Origin of the sequence: Neorhizobium alkalisoli, from assembly GCF_002968635.1 — a bacterium.
GTDB lineage: Bacteria > Pseudomonadota > Alphaproteobacteria > Rhizobiales > Rhizobiaceae > Neorhizobium > Neorhizobium alkalisoli.
The window spans coordinates 25,151-50,337 of record NZ_PVBN01000013.1 but is presented as its reverse complement, the minus strand read 5'-3'; the positions used below and the strand labels follow the sequence as shown (position 1 = coordinate 50,337).

At 61.8% G+C, this 25,187-nt stretch carries 30 protein-coding genes; 26 read left to right on the top strand and 4 right to left on the bottom strand.

What is annotated here, in order from left to right; translation table 11 throughout:
- Positions 1 to 38: 38 nt before the first annotated feature.
- From C5L13_RS23680 to C5L13_RS23600, 17 genes are all read left to right on the top strand, one after another.
- On the top strand, positions 39 to 299 hold the full coding sequence (locus C5L13_RS23680) for a type II toxin-antitoxin system ParD family antitoxin (RefSeq protein WP_105385733.1): 261 nt from the start codon (positions 39 to 41) through the stop codon (positions 297 to 299).
- A gap of 362 nt (positions 300 to 661) precedes the next feature.
- Complete coding sequence (gene radA / locus C5L13_RS23675) at positions 662 to 2,065, top strand: DNA repair protein RadA (protein ID WP_105385732.1); 1,404 nt, start codon at positions 662 to 664, stop codon at positions 2,063 to 2,065.
- Positions 2,066 to 2,151: 86 nt separating this feature from the next.
- Positions 2,152 to 2,739 (top strand): CvpA family protein, encoded by a 588-nt coding sequence (locus C5L13_RS23670; RefSeq protein ID WP_105385731.1) that lies wholly within the window; start codon positions 2,152 to 2,154, stop codon positions 2,737 to 2,739.
- Between the two features lie 151 nt (positions 2,740 to 2,890).
- Positions 2,891 to 4,393: an amidophosphoribosyltransferase gene (gene purF / locus C5L13_RS23665; protein ID WP_105385730.1), complete on the top strand. Its 1,503-nt coding sequence runs from the start codon at positions 2,891 to 2,893 to the stop codon at positions 4,391 to 4,393.
- A 95-nt stretch (positions 4,394 to 4,488) separates the two neighbouring features.
- Positions 4,489 to 5,229 carry an SDR family NAD(P)-dependent oxidoreductase gene (locus C5L13_RS23660; RefSeq protein ID WP_105385729.1) on the top strand — a complete coding sequence of 247 codons (741 nt, stop codon included), beginning with the start codon at positions 4,489 to 4,491 and terminating at the stop codon, positions 5,227 to 5,229.
- A gap of 53 nt (positions 5,230 to 5,282) precedes the next feature.
- A complete protein-coding gene (locus C5L13_RS23655; RefSeq protein ID WP_105385728.1) occupies positions 5,283 to 5,816 on the top strand; it encodes a hypothetical protein in 534 nt (177 codons plus the stop codon).
- 117 nt (positions 5,817 to 5,933) lie between these two features.
- Positions 5,934 to 6,314 (top strand): hypothetical protein, encoded by a 381-nt coding sequence (locus C5L13_RS23650; protein ID WP_105385727.1) that lies wholly within the window; start codon positions 5,934 to 5,936, stop codon positions 6,312 to 6,314.
- 198 nt (positions 6,315 to 6,512) lie between these two features.
- Positions 6,513 to 7,898 carry a cysteine--tRNA ligase gene (gene cysS / locus C5L13_RS23645; protein ID WP_105385726.1) on the top strand — a complete coding sequence of 462 codons (1,386 nt, stop codon included), beginning with the start codon at positions 6,513 to 6,515 and terminating at the stop codon, positions 7,896 to 7,898.
- Between the two features lie 34 nt (positions 7,899 to 7,932).
- Complete coding sequence (locus tag C5L13_RS23640) at positions 7,933 to 8,325, top strand: VOC family protein (RefSeq protein WP_105385725.1); 393 nt, start codon at positions 7,933 to 7,935, stop codon at positions 8,323 to 8,325.
- 348 nt (positions 8,326 to 8,673) lie between these two features.
- The gene (locus tag C5L13_RS23635; RefSeq protein WP_105385724.1) at positions 8,674 to 9,042 is read left to right on the top strand and encodes an endonuclease domain-containing protein; all 369 of its coding nucleotides are present in this window, start codon (positions 8,674 to 8,676) and stop codon (positions 9,040 to 9,042) included.
- On the top strand, positions 9,039 to 9,521 hold the full coding sequence (locus C5L13_RS23630) for a GFA family protein (protein ID WP_105385723.1): 483 nt from the start codon (positions 9,039 to 9,041) through the stop codon (positions 9,519 to 9,521). Before C5L13_RS23635 ends, C5L13_RS23630 begins: the two co-directional genes overlap by 4 nt.
- Positions 9,518 to 10,012 (top strand): GFA family protein, encoded by a 495-nt coding sequence (locus tag C5L13_RS23625; RefSeq protein WP_105385722.1) that lies wholly within the window; start codon positions 9,518 to 9,520, stop codon positions 10,010 to 10,012. The genes C5L13_RS23630 and C5L13_RS23625 overlap by 4 nt, the downstream gene beginning before the upstream one ends.
- Entirely contained in the window at positions 10,009 to 10,476 is a 468-nt protein-coding gene (locus C5L13_RS23620; protein ID WP_105385721.1) for a GFA family protein, read from the top strand. The genes C5L13_RS23625 and C5L13_RS23620 overlap by 4 nt, the downstream gene beginning before the upstream one ends.
- Before the next feature lie 172 nt (positions 10,477 to 10,648).
- The gene (gene pip / locus C5L13_RS23615) at positions 10,649 to 11,608 is read left to right on the top strand and encodes a prolyl aminopeptidase (RefSeq protein WP_105385840.1); all 960 of its coding nucleotides are present in this window, start codon (positions 10,649 to 10,651) and stop codon (positions 11,606 to 11,608) included.
- A 70-nt stretch (positions 11,609 to 11,678) separates the two neighbouring features.
- A complete protein-coding gene (locus C5L13_RS23610; RefSeq protein ID WP_170117314.1) occupies positions 11,679 to 11,861 on the top strand; it encodes a hypothetical protein in 183 nt (60 codons plus the stop codon).
- Positions 11,858 to 13,474 (top strand): citramalate synthase, encoded by a 1,617-nt coding sequence (cimA, locus tag C5L13_RS23605; protein WP_105385720.1) that lies wholly within the window; start codon positions 11,858 to 11,860, stop codon positions 13,472 to 13,474. The genes C5L13_RS23610 and cimA overlap by 4 nt, the downstream gene beginning before the upstream one ends.
- Positions 13,475 to 13,495: 21 nt before the next feature.
- Complete coding sequence (locus C5L13_RS23600; protein ID WP_105385719.1) at positions 13,496 to 14,116, top strand: YdeI/OmpD-associated family protein; 621 nt, start codon at positions 13,496 to 13,498, stop codon at positions 14,114 to 14,116.
- Positions 14,117 to 14,168: 52 nt separating this feature from the next.
- Here the strand turns inward: C5L13_RS23600 and C5L13_RS28835 are convergent, their stop codons facing one another.
- Both C5L13_RS28835 and C5L13_RS23590 read right to left on the bottom strand, forming a co-directional pair.
- On the bottom strand, positions 14,169 to 14,750 hold the full coding sequence (locus tag C5L13_RS28835) for a hypothetical protein (RefSeq protein ID WP_158693513.1): 582 nt from the start codon (positions 14,748 to 14,750) through the stop codon (positions 14,169 to 14,171).
- A gap of 90 nt (positions 14,751 to 14,840) precedes the next feature.
- Positions 14,841 to 15,716, bottom strand: a complete 876-nt coding sequence (locus C5L13_RS23590) for a protein-L-isoaspartate O-methyltransferase family protein (RefSeq protein ID WP_105385717.1) — start codon at positions 15,714 to 15,716, stop codon at positions 14,841 to 14,843.
- 148 nt (positions 15,717 to 15,864) lie between these two features.
- Here C5L13_RS23590 and rarD point away from each other — a divergent pair, with 148 nt between their 5' ends.
- Together rarD and C5L13_RS23580 are read left to right on the top strand one after the other, a co-directional pair.
- Positions 15,865 to 16,782: an EamA family transporter RarD gene (rarD, locus tag C5L13_RS23585; RefSeq protein WP_105385716.1), complete on the top strand. Its 918-nt coding sequence runs from the start codon at positions 15,865 to 15,867 to the stop codon at positions 16,780 to 16,782.
- 16 nt (positions 16,783 to 16,798) lie between these two features.
- Complete coding sequence (locus tag C5L13_RS23580) at positions 16,799 to 17,128, top strand: DHCW motif cupin fold protein (protein WP_105385715.1); 330 nt, start codon at positions 16,799 to 16,801, stop codon at positions 17,126 to 17,128.
- 34 nt (positions 17,129 to 17,162) lie between these two features.
- Here C5L13_RS23580 and C5L13_RS23575 read toward each other — a convergent pair whose 3' ends face one another.
- Complete coding sequence (locus C5L13_RS23575; protein WP_205836880.1) at positions 17,163 to 17,768, bottom strand: LOG family protein; 606 nt, start codon at positions 17,766 to 17,768, stop codon at positions 17,163 to 17,165.
- A gap of 211 nt (positions 17,769 to 17,979) precedes the next feature.
- On the opposite strand from C5L13_RS23575, the gene C5L13_RS23570 reads away from it, so the two are divergent.
- The 7 genes from C5L13_RS23570 (at position 17,980) to C5L13_RS23540 (ending at position 24,293) form a co-directional block, all read left to right on the top strand.
- The gene (locus C5L13_RS23570) at positions 17,980 to 19,770 is read left to right on the top strand and encodes a LysM peptidoglycan-binding domain-containing protein (protein ID WP_105385713.1); all 1,791 of its coding nucleotides are present in this window, start codon (positions 17,980 to 17,982) and stop codon (positions 19,768 to 19,770) included.
- Between the two features lie 527 nt (positions 19,771 to 20,297).
- Positions 20,298 to 20,702 carry a VOC family protein gene (locus tag C5L13_RS23565; RefSeq protein WP_105385712.1) on the top strand — a complete coding sequence of 135 codons (405 nt, stop codon included), beginning with the start codon at positions 20,298 to 20,300 and terminating at the stop codon, positions 20,700 to 20,702.
- A 246-nt stretch (positions 20,703 to 20,948) separates the two neighbouring features.
- The gene (locus C5L13_RS23560) at positions 20,949 to 21,227 is read left to right on the top strand and encodes a hypothetical protein (protein ID WP_245571453.1); all 279 of its coding nucleotides are present in this window, start codon (positions 20,949 to 20,951) and stop codon (positions 21,225 to 21,227) included.
- Complete coding sequence (locus C5L13_RS23555; protein ID WP_105385710.1) at positions 21,221 to 21,460, top strand: DUF982 domain-containing protein; 240 nt, start codon at positions 21,221 to 21,223, stop codon at positions 21,458 to 21,460. The genes C5L13_RS23560 and C5L13_RS23555 overlap by 7 nt, the downstream gene beginning before the upstream one ends.
- A complete protein-coding gene (locus C5L13_RS23550) occupies positions 21,457 to 21,696 on the top strand; it encodes a hypothetical protein (protein ID WP_105385709.1) in 240 nt (79 codons plus the stop codon). The genes C5L13_RS23555 and C5L13_RS23550 overlap by 4 nt, the downstream gene beginning before the upstream one ends.
- 172 nt (positions 21,697 to 21,868) lie before the next feature.
- Positions 21,869 to 22,237 carry a response regulator gene (locus tag C5L13_RS23545; protein ID WP_105385708.1) on the top strand — a complete coding sequence of 123 codons (369 nt, stop codon included), beginning with the start codon at positions 21,869 to 21,871 and terminating at the stop codon, positions 22,235 to 22,237.
- A 166-nt stretch (positions 22,238 to 22,403) separates the two neighbouring features.
- Positions 22,404 to 24,293 (top strand): ABCB family ABC transporter ATP-binding protein/permease, encoded by a 1,890-nt coding sequence (locus C5L13_RS23540; protein ID WP_105385707.1) that lies wholly within the window; start codon positions 22,404 to 22,406, stop codon positions 24,291 to 24,293.
- Positions 24,294 to 24,532: 239 nt separating this feature from the next.
- Here C5L13_RS23540 and C5L13_RS23535 read toward each other — a convergent pair whose 3' ends face one another.
- Complete coding sequence (locus C5L13_RS23535; RefSeq protein ID WP_105385706.1) at positions 24,533 to 24,730, bottom strand: hypothetical protein; 198 nt, start codon at positions 24,728 to 24,730, stop codon at positions 24,533 to 24,535.
- Positions 24,731 to 25,187 lie beyond the last annotated feature (457 nt).

Here is a 25,187-nt window from a genome sequence, read left to right as displayed (position 1 = left end):
AAACTCCTCGTGCTATACGAGAACAAAAGGAGATCGAAATGACCGAGATCCATCTCAGCGACAAGGACAAGGCCTTCATTGAAGAGCAGGTGAAGGCGGGCGTTTATAAGGACGCGAACGAGGCCGTTGCAGTCGGACTGCGCCAACTTCAAGCGAAAACAGAAATGCTGAAACGGCTGATCCAAGAAGGATTGGACGACGTCGAAGCCGGCCGCGTTCATTCCTACGCCTCTGCGGAAGAATTCTCAAACGACATAAAGCGGATGGCCGACGAGAAGAGAATGGGGACCGGTTATTGAAACCCGCCAAAAGGTATGTGCAAATCCCCTCCTTACTCCGAGGGCAATGTCGTATGGGGGTAAGAAGCGGTGCGGCAAACTCCCTCTGATCTCCCCCCTTGAGGGGGAGATGTCACCGGAGGTGACAGAGGGGGGTGGCGCCGTGCACTCAATTGTCGAAGAGCATGCCGCAGCCCCCCTCTGCCCTGCCGGGCATCTCCCCCTCAAGGGGGAGATCGGCCTGACGCAACGTCCTTCTCAACCATCCCCGTCGTCCCGCCTTCGCTTTCCTCGGCACGGCTTTTCCCTTCTCTATCGGGATGGAGAAGACCGCTCGAAGCGTCGGAAAACAGAGCTATTCAATTCAACCGAAACCTGACCTCATGGCAAAACCAAAGACCCAATTCGTGTGCCAGAACTGCGGCACGGTGCACAACCGCTGGGCCGGCAAATGCGACGGCTGCGGTGAGTGGAACACCATCGTCGAGGAAGACCCGATGGGCGGCATCGGCGGCGGTCCCGGCAAGGTGCCGAAGAAGGGCCGCGCGGTCTCGCTGACCACGCTTTCGGGGGAGACTGAGGAAGCACCTCGCATCCATACCGGCATATCCGAACTCGACCGGGCGACCGGCGGCGGTTTCGTGCGCGGCTCGGCCGTCCTCATCGGCGGCGATCCCGGCATCGGCAAGTCGACGCTGCTGATGCAGGCCGCGGCCGCCCTCTCCCGTCGGGGTCACCGGATCATCTACGTATCGGGCGAAGAGGCCGTGGCGCAGGTGCGGCTGCGCGCCCAGCGGCTGGGCGCGGCCGACAGCGACGTGCTGCTCGCCGCCGAGACCAATGTCGAAGACATTCTTGCGACCATCGCCGAGGGCAAGCGGCCGGACCTCGTGATCATCGATTCGATCCAGACGCTCTGGAGCGACACGGCCGATTCGGCTCCCGGCACCGTCACGCAGGTGCGTACCGGCGTCCATGCGATGATCCGGTTTGCCAAGCAGACGGGCGCTGCCATGGTCCTCGTCGGCCATGTCACCAAGGAAGGCCAGATCGCCGGACCGCGGGTCGTCGAGCACATGGTCGACGCGGTCCTTTATTTCGAGGGCGACCGCGGCCATCACTACCGCATCCTGCGCACGGTCAAGAACCGGTTCGGCCCGACCGACGAGATCGGCGTCTTCGAAATGTCCGACAAGGGACTACGGGAAGTGTCGAACCCTTCCGAACTCTTCCTCGGCGAGCGCAATGCCAAGGCGCCGGGCGCCGCCGTCTTTGCAGGCATGGAGGGAACGCGCCCCGTGCTGGTCGAGGTCCAGGCCCTCGTCGCGCAGACGTCGCTCGGAACGCCGAGGCGGGCCGTGGTCGGCTGGGATTCGTCGCGGCTGTCTATGATTCTCGCGGTTCTGGAAGCTCATTGCGGCGTCAGGCTCGGGCAGCACGACGTGTATCTGAACGTGGCGGGCGGATATCGCATCTCCGAACCCGCGGCCGACCTTGCGGTCGCGTCGGCGCTCGTCTCGTCGCTTGCCGGGCTTGCCCTGCCTGCCGATTGTGTCTATTTCGGCGAAATCAGCCTCTCGGGTGCGGTAAGGCCGGTTTCCCAGACCGCGCAACGGCTCAAGGAGGCGGAAAAACTCGGTTTTGCGGGTGCGATGCTGCCGGCCACGTCCGCCGAAGTGCCGAAGGGGGCGAACGGACGCTGGGTCACCATCGAAGACCTGCCGGACCTGGTGTCGCGGATTGCGGGTTCCTCGTCGAAGCTGCGCCAAACACCGGAAGATGATTGATCTTCCGTTAACAGGTCCGCTGTTGTATGACGGCTGCGAGACAGCGGGGGCTGTCGCGAATTCGGCAAGTCTGGAGTAGTTCTTATATGCCCATCACAATTTTCGACGGTATCGTCATCGGCGTGACGCTGTTTTCTGCCGTGCTCGCCATGGTTCGCGGTTTTTCGCGGGAAGTGCTGTCGATCGCAAGCTGGGTAGGCTCCGTCGCCGCCGCCTATTACCTTTATCCGCTGCTTCTGCCCTACGCCAAGAACTACACGACCGATGACCGCATCGCGATCGCCGCCTCCGCCGGCATCATCTTCCTGCTTGCGCTGATCATCATCTCCTTCATCACGACGCGCATTGCCGACTTCATCATCGACAGCCGCATCGGCGCGCTCGACCGAACCCTCGGCTTCCTGTTCGGCGCGGCCCGCGGCATCCTTCTCCTGGTTGTCGCCGTCGCCTTCTGGAACTGGCTCGTCGACGTGCGCTCGCAGCCGATTTGGGTCACCCAGGCGAAATCGAAGCCTTTCCTCGATACCCTCGTCGCACGCCTCGAGGCTGTGCTGCCCGACGATATCGAGCCGCAGATCCGTGCCCGCATCCTGGGACGCGACGCAGCGCCGACCGAAGGTGCGCCCGCCCAGGAGCAGCCGCCGGCGGAAGATGCGCCGGCGACAAATAATTGACGTTATCTTGCGCTTGATGCAGCGCGAAACGTCACCATTTGTGGTATCATTCGCAGTAAAGTGAAAAACGGGCGGGGCTCGGGGAGTTTTTCCCCGGCCCGCCTTTCCGTTTTCCGAAGGGACAAGTTGTCCGAAAGGGATAAGGGCCAAGATGAGAGAGCCGGTTTCTGAGACGTTCGCCGACAACAACGTCAACGAGTGGGATGGCGATACGCTTCGCGAGGAATGCGGCGTCTTCGGGATTCTCGGTCACCCGGATGCGGCGACGCTGACGGCACTCGGCCTGCACGCCCTGCAGCATCGCGGCCAGGAGGCCGCCGGCATCGTCTCCTTCGACGGCCTGCGCTTCCACTCCGAACGCCGGATGGGCCTCGTCGGCGACCACTATACCGATCCCGCCACGCTTGCCCGTCTTCCCGGCAACATCGCCATGGGCCATGTCCGTTATTCGACCACCGGCGAAGTGGCGCTGCGCAATGTGCAGCCGCTGTTTGCGGAACTGGAAGTCGGCGGCATCGCGATTGCCCACAACGGCAATTTCACCAACGGCCTGACGCTTCGCCGCCAGCTCATCGCCGGCGGCGCCATCTGTCAGTCCACCTCCGATACGGAAGTGGTCCTGCATCTCATCGCCCGCTCCCGCTACGCCTCGACGGCCGACCGCTTCATCGATGCGATCCGGCAGATGGAAGGCGGTTATTCCATGGTGGCGATCACCCGCACCAAGCTGATCGCCGCCCGCGATCCCACCGGCATCCGCCCCCTGGTGATGGGCGAACTCGACGGCAAACCGATCTTCTGCTCCGAGACCTGTGCGCTCGACATCATCGGCGCGAAGTTCGTCCGCGACGTGGAGAACGGCGAAGTCATCATCTGCGAAATCCAGTCAGACGGCTCGGTCACCATCGACGCCCGCAAAGCCGGCAACGGTCAGTCCGAGCGCCTCTGCCTGTTCGAATATGTCTATTTCGCCCGGCCGGATTCGGTCGTCGGCGGCCGCAGCGTCTATGTGGCGCGCAAGAACATGGGCATCAACCTCGCAAAGGAAGCCGCGGTCGACGCCGATGTTGTCGTGCCGGTTCCGGATGGCGGCACGCCGGCCGCTCTCGGTTTCGCGCAGGAAAGCGGCATACCCTTCGAATACGGCATCATCCGCAACCACTATGTCGGCCGCACCTTCATCGAGCCGACGCAGCAGATCCGTGCCTTCGGCGTCAAGCTCAAGCATTCGGCGAACCGCGCGATGATCGAAGGCAAGCGCGTCATCCTCGTCGACGATTCGATCGTGCGCGGCACCACTTCGCTGAAGATCGTCCAGATGATCCGCGATGCGGGCGCCAAGGAAGTGCATTTCCGCGTCGCGAGCCCGATGATCTTCTATCCGGACTTCTACGGCATCGACACGCCGGATCGCGAAAAGCTGCTCGCCAACCAGTACGACAGCCTGGACGCGATGTGCCGGTATATCGGCGCGGATTCGCTACAGTTCCTGTCGATCAACGGCCTCTACCGCGCCGTCGGCGGCGAGGACCGTAACGACGCCCGCCCGCAGTTCACCGACCACTACTTCACCGGCGATTATCCGACCCGCCTCCTCGACAAGGACGGCGAAACGATGGGACGCAAGGTTTCGGTGCTCGCCAGCAACGGCTGAGACAAACGGACCAGTTTGCATTTCGCACTGAACGCTCTAGAAGGCTGCGGCAACGCAGCCTTCTTTTTTGTGCCGCGACAGGGTGAGGTGACAAGATGGACATTGACTTGAAGAACAGGATCGCGCTGGTCACCGGCGCCTCGCGCGGCATCGGCTATTTCACCGCGCTCGAGCTTGCCAAGGCCGGTGCGCATGTGATCGCCACCGCCCGCACCGTGGGCGGGCTCGAAGAACTCGACGACGCGATCAAGGCGGTCGGCGGTACTGCCACCCTGGTCCCGTTCGACCTCACCGACATGGCCGCGATCGACCGGCTCGGCGCCTCGATCTTCGAGCGCTGGGGCAAGCTCGACATTCTCGTGGCCAATGCCGGCATCCTCGGCGTCATCTCGCCGCTAGGACATATCGAGGCGAAGGTGTTCGAGAAGGTGATGCTGACCAATGTCACTGCCACCTGGCGGCTGATCCGTTCGGTCGAACCGCTGCTGACAAAATCGGATGCAGGCCGCGCCCTCATCCTGTCGTCCGGCGTCGCCAGCAATCCCCGCCCCTTCTGGGGCGCCTATGCGATCTCCAAGGCGGCCGTCGAAACCATGGGCCGCATCTGGGCTGCCGAAACCGAGCATACGTCGCTCAGGGTCAATCTCGTCAACCCGGGCGCCACCCGCACCGCCATGCGCGCCCAGGCCATGCCCGGCGAAGACCCCGAAACGCTGCCGCACCCTTCAGAAGTCGCCGAAAAGATGCTTTTCCTCGCCTCCCCCGAAATGACGGAAAGCGGGCGCCTGTTCGTGGTGCGTGAGAACAGGTTCGTGGATTTCAAAGCGCCGGAGTAAGATCAAAACCGGCGGCGTCACGCTATCATGTCAAAACAGGACATCTGGGTCCGATGACTGAGTCCGATATTCGACTTGTTCTGCAGGCGACGCTGCAGGCGCTCGTTGGCCTGCAGCTCAGTATTGCGCGCGATGCAGCATCCATGAAGGTTTTTCACTTTGGAGACATTCGCCCGCATATCTCGGGCAAGGGAACGGTTGGAGCATATGCGCTGCACATCCAATGCCCATGGAGAATTGTCTCCGATGATGGAGTGGTAACCGGGGCGTCCGACCGTTTTGTCCCTCCCTGCGAGGGAGCGGACGTAGATGACGAGGACGCAAGGTCGGGAAACCTTCAGCTGGTCCGGATTGCAGCCCTGCTGAAAGGTTACGACAGTTCTACAAAATCCCATGTAAACTCGACCAATGAGCTGGTTGTCGCGTCGGTCACCTCAGACAAATATGGCGGGGCCGATCTCCTCCTCTCGGGTGGCTACCGCCTCCAGATTTTCCCGGATAGTTCGCAGGAGGAGGACTGGCGCTTCATCGACCTTCAAGGACGTCACGTCGTCATCGAGAAGGGCCAAGCCTCGATTATGGAATAGCCTCTTCCATGGCAGCTTCAGATCAACCTTTATTCCACGTATATAGAACCCCGATTTTCCGCTATACTATGAGTCCTGCGTGAGGGATGCAGGACTTACTTGTCGGGGGACAATCTCATGAGAAACATCGCTTTCTACTTCTTCGTCGCAGCCGTGCTGTGCGTCACGGCCGGCATGTTCTGGGGCATTCACATGGCGATCTCAGGTGATCACATCATGGCGCCGGCGCATGCCCATCTCAATCTTATCGGCTGGACTACGATGGGCCTCTTCGGGCTCTATTACACTGTCACGCCGCAGGCCGCGGATACCCTGCTGGCAAAGATCCATCTCGGCTTTGCGCTCCTGGGGGTCCTCTGTATCGTGCCGGGCATCGCGATGGCGGTGTCCTCCGGCGGCGAGGCGCTTGCCGCGATCGGTTCGATCCTCACCGTCATCTCCATGCTGATCTTCCTGGTGACGGTCGCGCGGAACGGCATCGGCCGCCGGGTAGCCTGACGGCAATCGCCTTGGCGCAGGCAAAGGACTTGACCAAAGTTCCTGCCCGCGCCATAACCTCTTCCATGAAAACGGCGATTTCCATTTGCGGGATCATTATTCGCTAGCGCGATCGCTGGCCCGGCCGTTTTCGTCTCTCGAAAAGCCTTGAAGACAAACGACCCGGTCCCGCCGGCCGCTTGCTTTGGGAGAATTTCGATGAGCGTCACGCTCAAGCTCTACAATACCCTGACCCGCGAGAAGGCTGCATTCCAGCCGATCGACCTCGAGAACGTGCGCATGTATGTCTGCGGCCCGACGGTCTACGACTACGCCCATATCGGCAACGCGCGACCGGCGATCGTCTTCGACGTGCTCTTCCGGCTGCTGCGCCAGGTCTATGGCGAAACGCATGTTTCCTATGCCCGCAACATCACCGACGTGGACGACAAGATCAACGCGCGCGCATTGCGTGATCATCCCGGCCTGCCGCTCAACGAGGCGATTCGCCTAGTGACGGAAAAGACCGAGACGCAATACCACGAGGATGTGGCCGCGCTCGGCTGCCTGGAACCAACCGTCGAACCTCGTGCCACCGACAATATCGAGCAGATGGTCGACATCATCGAGAAGCTGATTGCCCGCGGCCACGCTTACGTCGCGGCCGGCGAGGTTCTGTTCGATACGAAGTCGATGGGCGATTACGGAAAACTCTCCAAGCGTCCGCTCGACGAACAGCAGGCCGGCGCCCGCGTCGCCGTCGACGCGCACAAGAAGAACCCGGGCGATTTCGTGCTCTGGAAGCTCTCCTCCCACAACGAACCCGGCTGGGAGAGCCCCTGGGGCCGCGGCCGCCCGGGCTGGCACATCGAGTGCTCGGCGATGAGCCAGCGCTATCTCGGCGAGGTGTTCGATATCCATGGCGGGGGGCTGGACCTCATCTTCCCGCACCACGAAAACGAGATCGCCCAGTCACGCTGCGCCCATGGCACGGACGTGATGGCGAATGTCTGGATGCATAACGGCTTCGTGCAGGTCGAAGGCCGCAAGATGTCGAAATCCGAAGGCAATTTCATCACCATCTACGATCTGCTGCACACGGAAAAGTTCGGTGGCCGCCAATGGCCGGGCGACGTGCTGCGGCTTGCCATGCTGATGACCCATTACCGCGAGCCGATCGATTTTTCCGTGAAGCGTCTCGAAGAGGCGGAGCGGCTGCTTACCCGCTGGCCGGCGGCCGATCCGGGCGACGCCGCGCCCTGCGATACGGTGCTGGAGGCGCTTTCCGACGATCTCAACACGGTGGCCGCCATTCAGGCGCTGCATGCGCTTGCCCATGAGGCGCATGCCGACAAGACCCTTCTGCCCATGTTTGCGGCGAGCGCCAACCTGCTCGGCGTGCTGCCGCAGAAGACGGAAGTGGACGAGGCGCTCGCCTCGGCCGTCGATGCGCTGGTCGCCATGCGGCTCGAGCTTTTGAAGGCGAAGAACTTTGCCGAGGCCGACAAGATCCGCAACGAGCTTTCGGAGAAAGGCATTCAACTCAAGGACGGCAAGGACGCCGCAACCGGCGAGCGGGTGACGACCTGGGAGCTGAAGCGGTAGGATAGGCAAGGCCTGTTAAAGGGAGGGAAAGGCGATGATCGACCACATGGGCATCAAGGTCGCGGATTTCGACCGCGCCAAGTCGTTCTACGACGCGGCCTTCGCGCCGCTCGGGGCCTCGTTGCTGTATATGGTGCCGGCGGAATATACCGGCGGCGTGAAAGTCGGCGGCTATGGCCGCGAGCGGGCAGTCTACTGGCTGCATGAAGGCACGCCGCCGGCCGATTATCATCAGCATATCGCCTTTACCGCCAACAGCCGCGCCGAGGTCGACGCCTTCTACTCGGCGGCGATCGCTGCCGGCGGCCGCGACAACGGCCCGCCTGGCTTGAGGCCGCATTACCACCCGAACTACTACGCCGCCTTCGTCTTCGACCTCGACGGCAACAATATCGAAGCGGTGTGCCATGCGCCGGAGGGTGCGTGATGGTCCTGGAACAGTAGGATGGCTATGGCGGTTGTGGCTACCCCCCTCTGCCCTGCCGGGCATCTCCCCCACACGGGGGGAGATCGGCAAGCCGCGCGGGCTTCCCAGACCACTAACCGTCGTCATCGTCGCAGCCATGCTCTAAGATATCGGTACTCCAATCCGCAGCAACACGTCAGCTTTGCGAATGTGCAACATCGACTTGCCTTGCGAAGGCACCTATCTCAGATTGTAACATTCAAGGTAGGCGGATGCGCTCGCTACTCTCCGAGCTCCCCCCTTGTGGGGGAGATGCCCGGCAGGGCAGAGGGGGGTGTTTCCTCAATCGCAGACGTCGAGGTTCTGGGCATGCCTCATACTCCCGTCCCTCCTCAACGGCGCGCAAATGCCAAGCGCATGCGCAAAGTGATGACGGACGCAGAGCTGAAACTCTGGAACGCCCTTCGCGCCCACCGACTTATGGGATTGAGCTTTCGCCGGCAGGTCCCGATCGCCGGCTACATCGTCGATTTTGCTTGCCCCACCCGCCGACTAATCGTGGAGGTGGATGGCTCGCAGCATGGCAGCGATACCAATCTTCGTTACGATGCAGATCGGACGCTGCGCCTCGAACGGGATGGTTGGACGGTCCTTCGCTTCTGGAACGACGACGTCCTGAACGACATCGACAACGTCTGCCTGCATATCGTGAGAACAGCGGAGGAGGCCTGCCCATGACGGAAATCCACACCGGCGGATGCCAGTGCGGCGCGGTGCGCTATCGTACGACGGGCGAGATCGGTTTCCCGCATCTTTGCCATTGCCGCATGTGCCAGAAGGCGGCGGGGAATTATTTCATGCCGCTCGGCGGCGTGAAGTGGGAGAATTTCTCCTTCAGCCGTGGCGAGCCGGCCTGGTTCCAGTCCTCCGAGACGGTGCGGCGCGGCTTCTGCGAAAAATGCGGCACGCCGCTCTTTTACGACGGAAGCAACGACCATATCAGCATCACGCTGGGCTCGCTCGACGATCCGCAAGGCCTCAAGCCTCGGCTCCAGACCAACCTCGCCCGCAAGATGCCCTGGTTCGGGGAACTCGACCGCCTTCAGCATGATACGGCCATGGACATGACGCCGGATGAGGAGAAGATCGTCAGGGCGACGAGCCACCAGCATCCGGATCACGATACGGATGTCTGGCCACCGGAGGATAGGCCATGAGCGATGTGACACGAACCGGCGGCTGCCAGTGCGGCGCCATCCGCTTCAGGCTCCAGGGCGAGCCTTTCGATTCCTCGATCTGCCATTGCCGCATGTGCCAGAAGGCCTTCGGCGCCTACTACGCGCCGCTGGTGGCGATCGGCGAGGCGAAACTTACCTGGACGCGCGGCGAGCTCAAATACTTCCAGTCGTCCAACCATGTGCGGCGCGGCTTCTGCGGGAACTGCGGCACGCCGATGACCTATGAGGCCGCCGACGGCATCGGCATTTCGGCCGGCAGTTTCGACGACCCCGCCTCGCTGCCGCCGATCGTGCAGTTCGGCGTCGAAGGCAAGCTTCCGTTCGTCGACCGGCTGCATACCCTGCCGGAGCGGCACACCATGGACGATATCGACTCGGCTCCCTTCCTGAGCGACATTGTCTCCAACCAGCATCCTGACCACGAGACCGAAACCTGGCCTATCGAGGGGCCCGCGGAGAACAAGCAATGACAGAGACTTTGAGAACAGGCGGCTGCCAGTGCGGCGCCGTGCGCTTCCGCACCCATGGCGAACTCGGCCGCGCCTCCATCTGCCACTGCCGCATGTGCCAGAAGGCCTTCGGCGGCTTTTTCGGACCGCTCGTCAGTGCGCCGAAGGACGGCGTCGAATGGACTCGTGGCGAGCCCAAATATTTCCAGTCATCGGTCAATATCGATCGCGGCTTCTGCGAAAACTGCGGCACGCCCCTCACCTACCGTTATCCCGGCGGCCTGGAGCTTTCGATCGGCTCCTTCGACAACCGCGACGACCTCGCGCCGAAGATCCAGGTCAATTATTCCTCGCACATCCCCTGGGTGACGACGATCTTCGAACAGCCGGTCCGCGACGTCATCGAAGAGGCCAAGCAGGAGCAGATCATTTCGTTCCAGCACCCCGACCACGACACGGCTGCATGGCCGTCCAAAGGGTTCTGACATGGCCGGCGATCCGGGCCTGACGACGCCAAAACGGCTTCTTATGGATTGATCGCCAAGGCCGCAGGGGTGGTGCTGATTACAATGGGAACCGTCGCCTACGCCCTGCTCGGCTAGTTGCCCTTGCCGTGTCCAAACCGCCCGAAGTGCAATGAACGATGAAGGACTTTTCATGACGGACATTTTTCGCACGCTCTATCCGGAGATCGAGCCCTATGAGACGGGCCAGCTCGATGTCGGCGACGGACATGTGATCTATTGGGAGCGGGTGGGCACCAAGGGTGCCAAGCCGGCCGTCTTCCTGCATGGGGGGCCGGGCGGCGGCTGCACTCCGCACCAGCGGCGGCTCTTCGACCCTGATCTCTACGACGTGCTGCTGTTCGACCAGCGCGGCTGCGGCCGCTCCAACCCGCATGCGAGCCTCGAAGCCAACACCACCTGGCACCTCGTCGCCGATATCGAGCGGCTGCGCGAAATGATCGGCGTCGAGAAATGGCAGGTCTTCGGCGGCTCCTGGGGATCGACGCTGGCGCTCGCCTATGCGGAAACCCATCCGGAGCGCGTCAGCGAACTTCTGGTGCGCGGCATCTATACGCTGACGAGGCCGGAGCTCGACTGGTACTACCAGTTCGGCGTCTCGGAAATGTTTCCGGACAAGTGGGAGGCATTCGTCGCTCCGATCCCGGAAAACGAGCGCCACGAAATGATGGCCGCCTATCACCGCCGCCTCACCGGCACCGACAAGGCCGAACAGATCCGCTGCGCAAAAGCCTGGAGCGTCTGGGAGGGTTCGACCATTACGCTTTTGCCCGACCCGCAGCTGGCGACCAGCCACGACGACGACCATTTCGCGCTCGCCTTCTCGCGCATCGAAAACCACTTCTTCACGAATGCCGGCTGGCTCGAAGACGGTCAGCTCCTGCGCGACGCGGTCAAGCTCAAGGGCATTCCGGGCGTCATCGTGCACGGGCGCTACGACATGCCCTGCCCGCTGAAATACGCCTGGCAGCTCTCAAAGGTGTGGACGGACGCGGATTTCCACATCATCGAAGGCGCCGGCCACTCGGTCTCCGAACCCGGCATCACCGACCGGCTGATCCGGGCGACGGACCGATTTGCGGGGAAGGGTTGAGCAACCTATGAGCCTGAAGAACACCCCCCTCTGGCCTGCCGGCCATCTCCCCCACAAGGGGGGAGATCGGATGGCAGCGATGTCCCGCCTCCAGGATGAGCTTTCGATTGCCGAAATGGCGTCGGAGACGGTTGATATTGTGGGAGGCCGGCGCGCCTTGCCGATCTCCCCCCTTGTGGGGGAGATGCCCGGCAGGGCAGAGGGGGGTATCACCGGCAACCGCCCGACAATGCTCCAGGAGGAGCGCCCATGACACGCGAACGCATCTATCTCTTCGACACCACGCTGCGCGATGGCCAGCAGACGCCGGGCGTCGATTTTTCCGTCGAGGACAAGATCGCCATCTCGAACCTGCTCGACGAATTCGGCATCGATTATGTGGAGGGCGGTTATCCGGGCGCCAATCCGACCGACACCGCCTTCTTTACGCAGAAGCGGACGGTCAAATCGAAATTCGTTGCCTTCGGCATGACGAAGCGTGCCGGCATGTCCGCCTCCAACGATCCCGGCCTTGCCGTGCTGCTGCAGGCGAAAAGCGACGCGATCTGTTTCGTGGCGAAGAGCTGGGACTATCACGTGCGGGTGGCGCTCGGCTGTTCCAACGAGGAGAACCTGGAATCCATCCGCGACAGCGTCGAAGCCGCCCGGCATGTGGGAAAAGAGGCGCTGGTCGATTGCGAGCATTTCTTCGACGGCTACAAGGCCAACCCGGACTATGCGGTTGCCTGCGCGAGAACCGCCTATGATGCCGGCGCCCGCTGGGTGGTGCTCTGCGACACCAATGGCGGCACGCAGCCGAACGAGGTGCGCGAGATCGTCGCCGCGGTGATCGCGGCCGGCATTCCGGGCTCCTCGCTCGGCATCCATGCCCATGACGACACCGGCCAGGCGGTCGCCAATTCGCTGGCCGCGATCGAGGCGGGCTGTCGGCAGATCCAGGGGACGCTGAACGGCATCGGCGAACGCTGCGGCAATGCCAATCTCGTCACCCTGATCGGCACGCTGTCGCTGAAGGAAGCCTATTCCAGCCGCTTCGAGACGACGATCGATGCCGAACGCCTCACCGGCCTCACCAACCTCTCCCACGCCTTCGACGAGCTGCTGAACCGCTCGCCGCACCATCAGGCACCCTATGTCGGGGCCTCGGCTTTCGCCACCAAGGCCGGCATCCATGCCTCGGCGCTGCTCAAGGACCCGCGCACCTACGAACACGTCACGCCGGAAAGCGTCGGCAATTTCCGCAAGGTCATGGTGTCGGACCAGGGCGGCAAGTCGAATTTCATCAACGCCCTGAAGCGGCGCGGCATCGAGGTCGGCAAGGACGATCCGAAGCTCGACCAGCTGATTTCCATCGTCAAGGAGCGAGAGTCCTCCGGCTATGCCTATGAAGGGGCGGATGCGAGTTTCGAACTGCTCGCCCGCCGCACGCTCGGCACCATTCCGGACTTCTTCTCGGTCGAGGGGTTCCGCGTGATGGTCGAGCGCCGGTTCGATTCCCACGGCCGCATCAAGATCGTTTCGGAAGCGGTGGTGAAGATCGTCGTCGACGGCGAGACGCATATGTCGGTCGCCGAGGGCGACGGCCCGGTCAACGCGCTCGACAGGGCGCTGCGCAAGGATTTCGGCAAATACCAGCACGAGATCGACGACCTCGTGCTCGCCGATTTCAAGGTGCGTATCCTGAACGGCGGCACCGAGGCGATCACCCGCGTGCTGATCGAATCGACCGATTCCAGCGGCGTGCGCTGGTGGACGGTCGGCGTGTCGGAAAACATCATCGACGCCTCCTTCCAGGCGCTGATGGATTCGGTCATCTACAAGCTGATGAAGAACCGGGAGCTGGCGGGCAAGATCGCTGCGGAGTGAGGCCGGGCAATGGCTAGGGAAATGATCACCGACATCGAGGACTTTTTTGCGAAAGGATGCGGCCGCTGCGACCGCTTTGCGACAGCAGACTGTTCGACGCGGCAATGGGGTCATGGACTGAGCGAGCTTCGCCGGATCTGTCTTGCTTCAGGGCTCGTCGAGACGGTGAAATGGGGGCATCCCTGCTACATGCATGCAGGCCGCAATATCGTGATCTTCGGCGCCTTCCGTGGCGATTTCCGCCTCAGTTTTTTCAACGCGGCACTGATGAAGGACCCTGAAGCCGTGCTCGAAAAGCAGGGGCCGAATACGCGGCATCCCGACATGATCCGCTTTGTGGACAATGTGCAGGTGGCGGCGACGGAGCCGGTCATCCTCTCCTATCTGAAGGAAGCGATGGGCTATGCTGAGGCGGGCATCAAACCGCCGAAAGAGGAAAACGAAATCGAACTGCCTGACGAGCTGGTCGAGGCTTTGGATTCCGATCCCGAACTTGCAGAAGCTTTTCGCGACCTGACGCCGGGGCGGCAGAAAAGCTATGCGATCAATCTCAGCTCGGTGAAGAAATCCGAAACGCGGATTTCACGCATTGCCAAATTCCGCGATCATATCCTTGCCGGGAAAGGCGCAATGGAGCGGTGAAGGGGGTTTGGGAAAGTTCCCCAATCAGCCCGGAAGCTCGCCCCATGGCTATTTAGGAGCGACACCGCTCGGCGAATTCGGAGACGGCCGTGCTGCCGACATTCCACGGCAATTCCGTACCCGTTTCCATCAAGCTAATTCTGAGCCGCTCCTCCTCTTGCGCATCCAGTGGCGGACCAGACAAAAGCGCTACCACTTCGTCAGTAAGGAGGGGACTTATCAGCACATCGCTATCGTCGCCTCTATGCAATGTTGCACCGGTTATTACACCGCTGAGCGCGTTTCGAATGTCCCCTGTTCGCCTTCGGATACGGGAAAAACGCGATATATGTACGCGGACGTCCTTGTAGGTTCCCTTCTCAAGGTACGTCGTTTCGATGGGGATGCGTGTGTTGAGAACGAACTGCATAGGTTGATTATCTGAACACATTATCCACGCAGAGCTTGAAGGGTGCCTGGTTGTTGCAATCCGCAATTTATCGACCGGATCTGGAAACAAGGGGAATTCCGCAGTTCGGTCATGTTCTCGAAAGGGTGCCATCAACCATTCGATGCCAGTTTTCAGGATGTGCCGGGATCCAATAAAAAGAACCAGCACGAATGCCACCGCAAATACCGGCTTGAAACGCCTCAAATCCTCGCCTCCAGCCGCGATAACAAGCTCTCTTTACCCCTACTGTCACCATACGCCGACGCGGCTTGCCTTCCCCCATGCCCGCCCTCCTCAAACCTCCTCGAACGAGAGCCCCCAGTCCTCCTCGCCGTACCACTCCTCCCCTTCAGGCGGTGTCTGCCAGCGAAAGCTGCGCACCCGGTAGCCCCGGCGGCTTTGGAATGCCTCGGCAAGCCGGTCATGGCGGCCGGCGGGAGGGGGTTCCTGTCCCTCCGCCCAGACGAAGGAGACCGGCTGCAGGAAACGCGCACCGAAGCTTTCGGCTCGCCGCCGGTCTACGAGAAGGAAGCCGGCCCGGCGGGTGAAGCCGGTCGGCCGGCCGTTCTCGATCGCCGGCACGCCGAGCGGAAACAGCAGCCGACCGCCGATATCGAGATTGTCGATCCAGGCTTCGGGCGGGTGGTCGAGCGCGAAATTGGCGTAGATGACATCCGCGTCCTCCGTCGGCCATTCGGTCGCATCGCCCGTAAAGACTTCGACCTGCGGATAGGCGGCAAGGTTCTTCCGCGCGCTTTGCGCCAGCGCCTCGTCATATTCGACCGCGACGATCCGCCCCGACGGCCCGACGAGTTCGGCGATAATCGCCGTATAATATCCCGTCCCGGCGCCGAGATGGGCAACCGTCTCTCCTTCCCTGATTCCAAGCACGTGAAGGGCGCCCGCATGCAGCGAGGGCATGCCGTTGTTGACGCCGCGCTTGACGTCGATGCCGATCAGCGCGTCCTGATAGAGAACGACGGGATCGCTGGAAGCCAGCTCCCTATAGTTGCGAAAGTCGTTGTAAAGCCAGGGCGGCGGCCCGACGAAATCCTCGCGCGCGACGGCGGAAAATGCCGCCAGCAGCCGGTCATTGCCGGCCACTCCCGCCTTCGCCAATATCTGCCTGGCATAGAACTGGCGGTGCAGCGGCGCATCTTCGAAAGCCATTCAACACTCCACTTTTACGACACCACGATACGATCCGAAGCCCGCAGAATCGTGACAGGTCATGGATCCTTCACCGAAATGAATTGGTTCAGCGCAACCTATTCGTTTAGACCGACCAATCACAGCACAAAATGTTTGGAAACACCTCATGGCTACCGACACCTTTCCGGCTCCCGTCAAGAACGAGGATACGCCGCGCGGCTTCGCTTTCGGGCTGGCAGCCTATTTCCTGTGGGGGTTTCTGCCGATCTACATGAAGGCCGTTGCCCATATTCCCGCGCTGGAAGTGCTTTCCCACCGGGTGATCTGGTCGGTGCCGGTCGCCGGCATCGTGCTCTTGGCGCTCGGTCGGACGGGCGATCTGAAGGCGGCGATCCGCTCGCCGCGGACCATGGCGATGGCCGGCCTTACCGCGGCCCTGATCACCGTCAACTGGATGACCTATATCTGGGCGATCAGCGCGGGCCGCGCTCTCGATACCGCGCTCGGCTACTTCATCAACCCACTCTTCAGCATCTTCCTGGCGGCCGTGCTGCTGAAGGAAAAACTTTCCGGCGTGCAGCTGGTGGGGATTGCGCTCGTGGTCGCGGCCGTTGCGATCCTCACCGTCGATGCCGGCGGGCTTCCCTGGGTTTCGCTGGTGCTGACGATCAGCTGGGGATTCTATGCCTTTTTTCGCAAGACCCTGCCGGTCGGACCGAACCAAGGCTTTTTCCTTGAGGTCGCGATCCTCGCCCTGCCTTGCCTGTTCTACATCGTCTATCTCGAAACGACCGGTCAGGGCCATCTGATGCAGACGGGCTTTTCGGACAGCCTGCTGCTGCTTGCCAGCGGGCTGGTGACCGCGGTGCCGCTGATCATGTATGCCAACGGCGCCAAGCTTCTGACCCTCTCCACGATCGCGATCATGCAGTATATCGCGCCGACGATGATCTTCCTGATCGCCGTCTTCGTCTTCCACGAGCCGCTGAGCCTCGTGAAGCTCGGCGCCTTCGTGCTCATCTGGTCGGCGCTGATCATCTACACCTGGTCGATGCGGCGCCAGACGCGCGGCAGCAGGACCTGACCCTCCGGAGAGATCGATGCAAATCAGCGATATTCCGTTCGGCACCACGGATTGGAACGCCGTGCCCAGAACGGAGCACAGGGGCGAGACCGGCCTTGCCGTCTGGCAGACGCGTCATTTCGGCGGCATCCGGGTTCGGATGGTGGAATATACGCCGGGCTATCTGGCCGACCACTGGTGCGTCAAGGGCCATATCCTGCTCTGCATCGAGGGCGAACTGACCACCGAACTGGCCGACGGCCGCGTTTTTATCCTGAAGCCGGGCATGAGCTACCAGGTGGCCGATGATGCCGAGCCGCACCGCTCCTCAACGGAGATCGGCGCGAAACTCTTCATCGTCGACTGAAACCCGATCCGCGCGCAACAGACCGCGCCGCTTCTCAGAGACGCGAAATCACCGCCTCTTCGCCGCCTGAGCGGCCGCGGTCTTCACCATGCTCCAGGATCGCGGGGACGATGTCCTCGATGTCGGGGATGACCAGCGGCTGCACGAGATGGGCGCGGTGGATGAAGCCCTGCTCCCGCATGTGATGAATGAGGTCCAGCATCGGGTCCCAGAAGCCGCCGATATTGGCAAAGACCATCGGCTTCTCGTGCCGGCCGAGCTGCGCCCAGGTCATGATCTCGACGATCTCCTCCAGCGTGCCGATGCCGCCCGGCAGGGTCACGAAAGCGTCAGAGCGCTCGAACATCTTGTGCTTGCGCGCATGCATGTCGTCGGTCACAATCAGTTCGTCGAGCTGGCCCAGCGAATGGCGGGTCGCCTCCATATCGACAAGAAATTCGGGAATGATGCCGGTGACCTGACCGCCGTTCGACAGAACGCCGGCTGCGACCGCGCCCATAATGCCCTTCGTGCCTCCGCCATAAACCAGCCGAAGCCCATGGGCGGCAATGGATTTTCCGAGCGCGCGGCCCGCCGCGATATAGGCGGGATCACGTCCCGGTTGCGAGCCGCAATAGACGCAAATGGATCGAATCGGCACAAGTATTCTCCGTCAGGCATTCAAAGGGAGGCATAGGCATGCCCGAATGTGGAAATTGACGGGAAACGCCCGGAAGAGCAAGGCTTTATACCGTGAAAAGCTTGTGAAGACAGGAGGAAAAGGTTAATCCGAATATGCGACGCTAGGCCTTGTTCCTTTGATCCGGATCCTTCTGCCGGAAGGATTTTGAGGCCCGTCGGGAGAGACATTGATGATGAAAAACCGTGCGGGCTTGCTGGCCCTGATTGTACTTGCCGCTGCATCGCTTCTGATGGTGTTTTTCGTGTTGCCGAGGATCAGCCAGGATGCAAAGCCGATCGGCGAAGCGATCAATGCCGCAGGCGACGCCGTGAAGGAAGCAATCACCGAGCCGCAGCAGACCGCCAAGGCCCCGGAAGCACCGAAAACGGGCGAGCAGGCAGCCGCTCCGGCCCCATCCTCTTCCGCAAAGCCTGAGGCTCCTGCGCCGTCCTCCACGCAACCGGCAAGCCAGGCCGCGGCTGCATCGCCCTCCTTCGACGTGTTGCGCGTCGAGCCGGACGGCTCGACCGTGATCGCCGGACGCGCCGCACCCAATTCCAAGCTCGAAATCACCAACGGCGCCGCCGTCGTGGCCAAGGTCGATGTCGGCCCGAGCGGCGATTTCGCGGTGGTGCTCGACAATCCGCTGCCGCCCGGCGACCACCAGCTCGTGCTGAAGGCGACCGGCAAGGACGGCAAGGCCGTGACCTCCGAAGAGACCGCGACGGTTTCCGTTCCAGCCAACAAGAGCGGCCAGCTGCTCGCCATGGTGACCAAACCTGGCAAGGCAAGCCGCGTGATGACGCTGCCCGGGCAGAACCCGGCCTCGCCGTCGCAAACCGCCGGATCGCAGGCGCCGGCCGGGCTGCCGGCAACGATCTCTCCCGCGTCAGTGCCCGCCGCAGCCGCCTCCGATATCGCCGGTGTGTTGCCTGGCCTGCCTGCCGGCTCCTCGAACCTTGCTTCCTCGGCGCCGAATGTCGCCATGGCCTCGCCCATCCCGGACAATGCGGCTTCGGCCGATCTGCGGGTAACCGCCGTCGAGATCGAAGGAGCCAAGCTTTTCATCGCCGGCATCTCGAAACCGGGAACCTCGGTTCGCGGCGAGGCTGACGGCAAGCCGATCGGCACCGCCAAGGCCGGCCAGGACGGCAGCTTCGTGATCGAAGGGCTGACCGACCTTTCGGTCGGCGATCACCGGATCAGTGTCGAATCGCTTTCGGCGAGCGGCCAGGCGCTGTTGCGCGTCGAGGTGCCTTTCAACCGTCCGGCGGGTGAACAGGTCGCCGCGGTTGCCGGCTCGTCGGTCGCGACCTCCATGAGCGGCGTCGATGGCGGTGCGTTCGACAAGCTGCGCAACGAGACCGTCCGTGCCTTCAACCTCCTCAAAAACCTCTACGGCGCCGGCAAGGTACCGTCGATGGAAGAGGTCGCCGCCGCCCGGTCGGCAACCGGCATCGCCCTCAAGTCGCTGGCGGAATATCAGCTGCCTGCAGACGCATCTGCCGCCGCCCGTCCGATCGCGGACGCTGCAGCCAGAGAAGCAGCAGCAGCACTCGCGGCGCTCGACGCTTTGCCGGGGGATGTGGCTGCCGTCGGCGCCGGGCTGAACCAGGTGGCCGGCATGGTCGGCAAGGCAGTCGGCCCTGTCATCGCCTACCAGCTCAAGAGCGGTGCCGAAATGGCCGCGGCCGCCCCTGCCGGCACGGGCGACGCCGCCGGCGCCAAGACGATCCAGCAGGCGCCGCTCACCCAGAGCGAGCGCAATTCCGTGATCATCCGGCGCGGCGACACGCTGTGGCAGATTTCCCGCCGCCTCTACGGCCAGGGTGTCCGCTACACGACGATCTATCTCGCCAACCAGGATCAGATCGGCAATCCGGACATCATCCAGCCCGGCCAGATCTTCGGCGTACCGGAAGAGTTCCGGCCGGATTCGGAAGAGCTCCACCGCCAGCGCCTGCACCCGAAGCGCTCGTAAAGCCGGTTTCTGTCCCCTTCCGCCTGGCGGGAGGGGACGTTTTTGCCCGCTTGCGAAAATTTCCGCGCCGACAATCAAACCCTTATCCTCTTCGTCCGCCCCGTCTTATCCCCGCCTTTCGAAGCGAGGCGATAATCCTCCCGTCATCGGATGGGAAACCGGGTTCTAGAACCGGTCGCATCCTCGGGTTCGAAAGGCTCGGTTTCCGGTGATGGTTGCGGAAGGTGCCAAGGAGGGCTGGGAAATCCTCCAAAAGCGTCAAACGCGGCCGGGGCAGGCGGAAAGCCTGATATCCAATACCCTGAAATACCCCGCCTGCCCTCCTCCCGACCTCAACCGCCCCGGAAAAATGTCCGGCGCGGGCGGAGGTGTTTGTACGTTCTTGCATGGAATAGGGCCGACCGCGCCATCCTCGAGCCGTTGCCGGCGCAGCCAGACGAAGCGATTGCGACGCGCGCGTGCTTCCCTTAGCTTGCAGCTCGCACGCCGACCACTCCCGACAGGCGCTCAAGCAGAAGAAGCCAAAGATGAACCAGAGCCTCGCGTTGATCGCCCTCGTCGTTCGTGATTATGACGAGGCAATCGATTTCTACGTCAACAAGCTCGGCTTCGTGCTGGTGGAGGACACCTATCAGCCGGAGCAGGACAAACGGTGGGTCGTCGTCAAGCCTGAAGGAACCGGCGGCACGTCGCTGCTGCTTGCCCGCGCCTCCACGGCCCATCAGAGCGAATATATCGGCGATCAGGCTGGAGGGCGGGTCTTCCTGTTCCTGCGCACGGACGACTTTTGGCGGGACTACAACAATCTGGTTGATCGCGGCGTCGAATTTGCAAGGGAGCCGAAGGAGGCCGACTACGGGATCGTGGCGGTCTTCAAGGACCTTTACGGCAACCTCTGGGACCTGGTCGAATTTACCGACGGCAGGGCCTGATTCACAAAGCTCCTTTTCTCGACTTGAAATTGCTTCTGTTCCGCCCCATATCAACTTATGATGGCAGCCTTGATACGGGCGCTGCGGTCGAGGGCTTGGACCCCTGGCCCCAACAAAGGAGGACGGCATGTCTTCCACCGCGATCCGATTTCGTTCTCATGACGACGAAAGCCTTGTTCGGAAGGCGTTGATTGCGTCGAGCTTCCTGATTGCCCTCTACTTCATGGGAGGAGCATGGTCGTGGTTATGATCTTTTCCATCAAGGCTGGACCTGCCGACGACAAAATCCTGCAGCGCATCCTCAAGAGAGGACGTTACGCCACCCTGGATCTGGAAGCAGGCCCAGGGCCGGATCATCCCGAAGAGGTGGTGATAATCCGGCGTATTCTCGGCAGCATGATTTCTTCGGAGAACTATCCGTCGTCGCCGCATATGCAAATACGGCGGCATCGGGCCGACCTTGCGTCGTGGGAGAATGAGGGAGGATCCACTTCCTCCACCTTCGAGGAGAGACCGACATGCTGACCGCAAGATGGATTCGTCCCGTAAGAATAGGCGACGCCTGGATCGTTAGTCCCCTGGAGGCGCATAACTTCATGATGACCGAGTGGCCGAATTCGAAGAGCCTGAAATTTGCGGCGGCGCATCTGTCGATATTGGCAGCGCTCGATGGCCGCCAGTCGCCGGAGGACGCGCGCGGGCAATTCGTCAATGCCTTGAAGGATGCAAAGCTGGACTATCGCGCAGGCCTTCAATGACCTCCACGACGAGCATCAAGACGGTCACTTTCCACAATACCTTTCAGCTGCCCGGCATGGAACGCGAACATGCGCCGGGGGTATTCGATGTGCAGATAACCCGGGAACCACTCAACGTGATGTGGGAAGCCTATCATCAGACGATGACACTGATGCTGACATCCGGTGGGCTGGTGGAAGCCATAGACATTACCGCGACCGATCTTGAGGACGCTCTCGTCAGGGACAGTCGCTAGAACTTGTTTTCGGGCGGCGGAGCAGCGAGCCCCGGCCTTTTTACAAAGCGAATGACGGCGATCATATATCACCAGTGTAGCTGGCGTGAGCGTTTGTACGAAAGCAGACCGAGCCGGACCTACCATAAAGGCACAGATTATAGTGGATCGGAGAATAAGAGGGATAACCGCTATGAAGCGTCCCGCGATCCTACTGCTTGAAGATCAGCCGCTTGTTTCCTGGGAAGTCGAAGAAATGCTGCGTGACGCCGGTTTGGGCGAGGCAGCGGTGATGGCTTCATGTCGCGATGCCCAAGCGTGGCTGGTTGACGAATCTCCGAACGCGGCTGTCGTAGACGTCTTCCTGCGAGACGGCGAATGCGTCGAAATTGCAGAAACCCTGGTGAAGCGCAATATTCCTTTTGTCGTCCACAGCGCTCACAGCCAGCCGTCCGACATCCACACGGTATTCCTCAACGGCCAGTGGATACCCAAGCCGGCAGATCCGGCCGAGTTGCTCCACGCCATCCGCGTGTGCCTGCTACAGGCCCATTGCGCGTAAGGGGCTAGAAGCTCCATCCGCTGTCGTCGTCCACACCGCCAGCGAGAAACCTGCTCCGCCAATCACGAACCGGAGGACCCGAACTTTCATCAAACCGTCATTGCAACATCCCCCGTCCACCCTTATGTGCCGGGTGGCGTTTTGACGCGCCCTCGCGGAGACTTTCATGGCGGACAAGAAAAAGACCGTATCGGCGGATGCCAGCAATCCGCTCGGCACCCTCGTCAACCTGTGGCCCTATATGTGGCCGCAGGGCCGTGCGGATCTGAAGGCGCGTGTTCTCTGGGCGACCTTCTATCTGTTCCTCGCAAAGTTCGTGCTGCTCGCCGTCCCCTATTTCTTCAAATGGGCGACGGATGCGCTGAACGGCAGACTGGACATGGCGGGGATTCTTCCGGCTTTCCTGCTCGGCGCCGTCATCCTCGTGATCGCCTACAATTTCACCCGTATTCTGCAGGTGGGGCTGAACCAGCTCCGCGACGCGCTGTTTGCCTCGGTCGGCCAACATGCGGTGCGCCAGCTCGCCTACCGCACCTTCGTCCACATGCACCAGCTTTCGCTGCGCTTTCATCTCGAGCGCAAGACGGGCGGGCTCTCGCGCATCATCGAGCGCGGCACCAAGGGCATCGAAACGATCGTCCGCTTCACGATCCTCAACTCGGCGCCGACGCTGCTCGAATTCGTGCTGACAGCGATCATCTTCTGGGTCAGCTACGGCTTCTGGTACGTGCTCGTCACCGCCGTCACCGTCTGGCTCTATATCTGGTTCACCATCAAGGCGAGCGACTGGCGCATCGCCATCCGCCGCTCGATGAACGATAGCGATACGGACGCCAACACGAAAGCGATCGATTCGCTTCTCAATTTCGAGACCGTCAAATATTTCGGCAACGAGGGAATGGAAGCGAAGCGCTTCGACGCCTCCATGGCGCGCTACGAAAAAGCCGCCACCGACGTCTGGACCTCGCTCGGCTGGCTGAACTTCGGCCAGGGCGTCATCTTCGGCCTCGGCCAGACGGTGATGATGGTCATGTCGGCGCTGGCCGTGCAGCGGGGCGAGCAGACGATCGGCGATTTCGTTTTCGTCAATGCGCTCCTGATGCAGCTTTCCGTGCCGCTCAACTTCATCGGCTTCGTCTATCGCGAAATCCGCCAGGGACTGACGGATATCGAGCAGATGTTCGACCTTCTGGAAGTGGAGCCTGAAGTGGTCGACCGGCCGGATGCGAGGAAACTGGATATCCGCCAAGGCTCGATCGCCTTCAAGGACGTGCATTTCTCCTACGACCCGGCGCGGCCGATCCTGAAAGGCATTTCTTTCGAAGTGCCGGCCGGCAAGACGGTGGCGATCGTCGGCCCCTCGGGCGCGGGCAAATCGACCATCTCGCGCCTTCTCTACCGCTTCTACGATATTCAGAACGGCGCGATCACCATCGACGGCCAGGACATCCGGCAGCTGACCCAAAAATCGCTGCGCGCCGCGATCGGCATGGTGCCGCAGGATACCGTTCTCTTCAACGACACGGTCGCCTATAACATCCGCTACGGCCGGCCCTCCGCCACCAATGAGGAGGTCCAGACCGCCGCCGAGGTGGCGCAGATCGGCCATTTCATCCGCACTCTTCCCGAGGGTTTCGACACCAAGGTCGGCGAGCGCGGCTTAAAACTCTCCGGCGGCGAGAAGCAGCGCGTTGCGATTGCACGCACCATCCTCAAAGCCCCGCCGATCCTGATCCTCGACGAGGCGACTTCGGCGCTCGACACCACCACCGAGCACGAAATCCAGTCGGCCCTCGACACGGTTTCGAAAAATCGCACGACGCTGGTGATCGCTCACCGGCTGTCGACCGTCATCAATGCGGACGAGATCATCGTGCTGCGCGACGGCCTGATCGCCGAACGCGGCACCCATGCCGGCCTGCTCGATCAGAACGGACTCTATGCCTCGATGTGGAACCGCCAGCGCGAAGCGGTGCAGGCCGAAGAGCAGTTGCGGAAGGTGCGCGAAAGCGACGATCTCGGCATCATCCTGCGCGGCGCTCCGGCGGCCGAATGAGCGCTCAACGGATCAAGAGGAAAACAATGAGATCTTCCTGGAAAAGAATGGCGGTGTTCAGCACCATTGCGCTCGCCTATCTCCTCGTCCTGACCCTCTACGGCTCGCCGCTTCTGGCGTTTACCACCTGGATGGGCTGGGTCCCGCCGCAGCCCTGAAGCGCGGGGCGGCCGCTCAGCCCGGCGGGCGCCGAACTGCGCTGGGCGGGAGCAGTCCTTTTCGCGGACCGAGGCGTCGCCTCATTTGCGATAGTCGAACAACCACTTCACGCCTGCGACGGAGACCGTGATAAAGCCCATCCATCCCGCCCAAATTTCGACATAGACAGGCGGGCTCACCGGAGCCGTTCCCTCGATGTCGTAGTAGCCGACAGTGATGAACGCGGCGCAGAATACGAAAGCGAACGTGGCGACGATCCAAATGCGCAGATAGGTCATGCATCCCCCCGTTCAGGTGTATAGCCACACTCGACGCGCGGTGTGCCGAGCGCATCAATAGTCGGTTTCAGGCGGCTTGGCAGGTCGTCCGATAGATGTAGGCCAGCCTTCGGCGCGACGAATCGACGGCCGATTTCCGCCTGCCTCGATCGTCGTGTATCGCTGGCCCCAAGCATAAAGCCGCAAATTTCACGATGCCGGGGCCGAACCGCCTGGATTTTTTTGTCGAAAAATAATGACGAACCGGCACGAAGGCCTCTCCCATTCACGGCCATTTCACGCGCGATTGACGGCAAGGTTGTTACCTGCGCTTGCCAACAGACTGCTTGGTGGCTCGAACGGGAAAAACGGTCGAGCCACCTCTTTTGTGGGCAATACTGCGTCGGGGGTATGGGGATGGGGCTCGCGCTCGGGCGGACCAGCGCGGGCCTTATCGCTCGAGGTTGGACCACAGCGC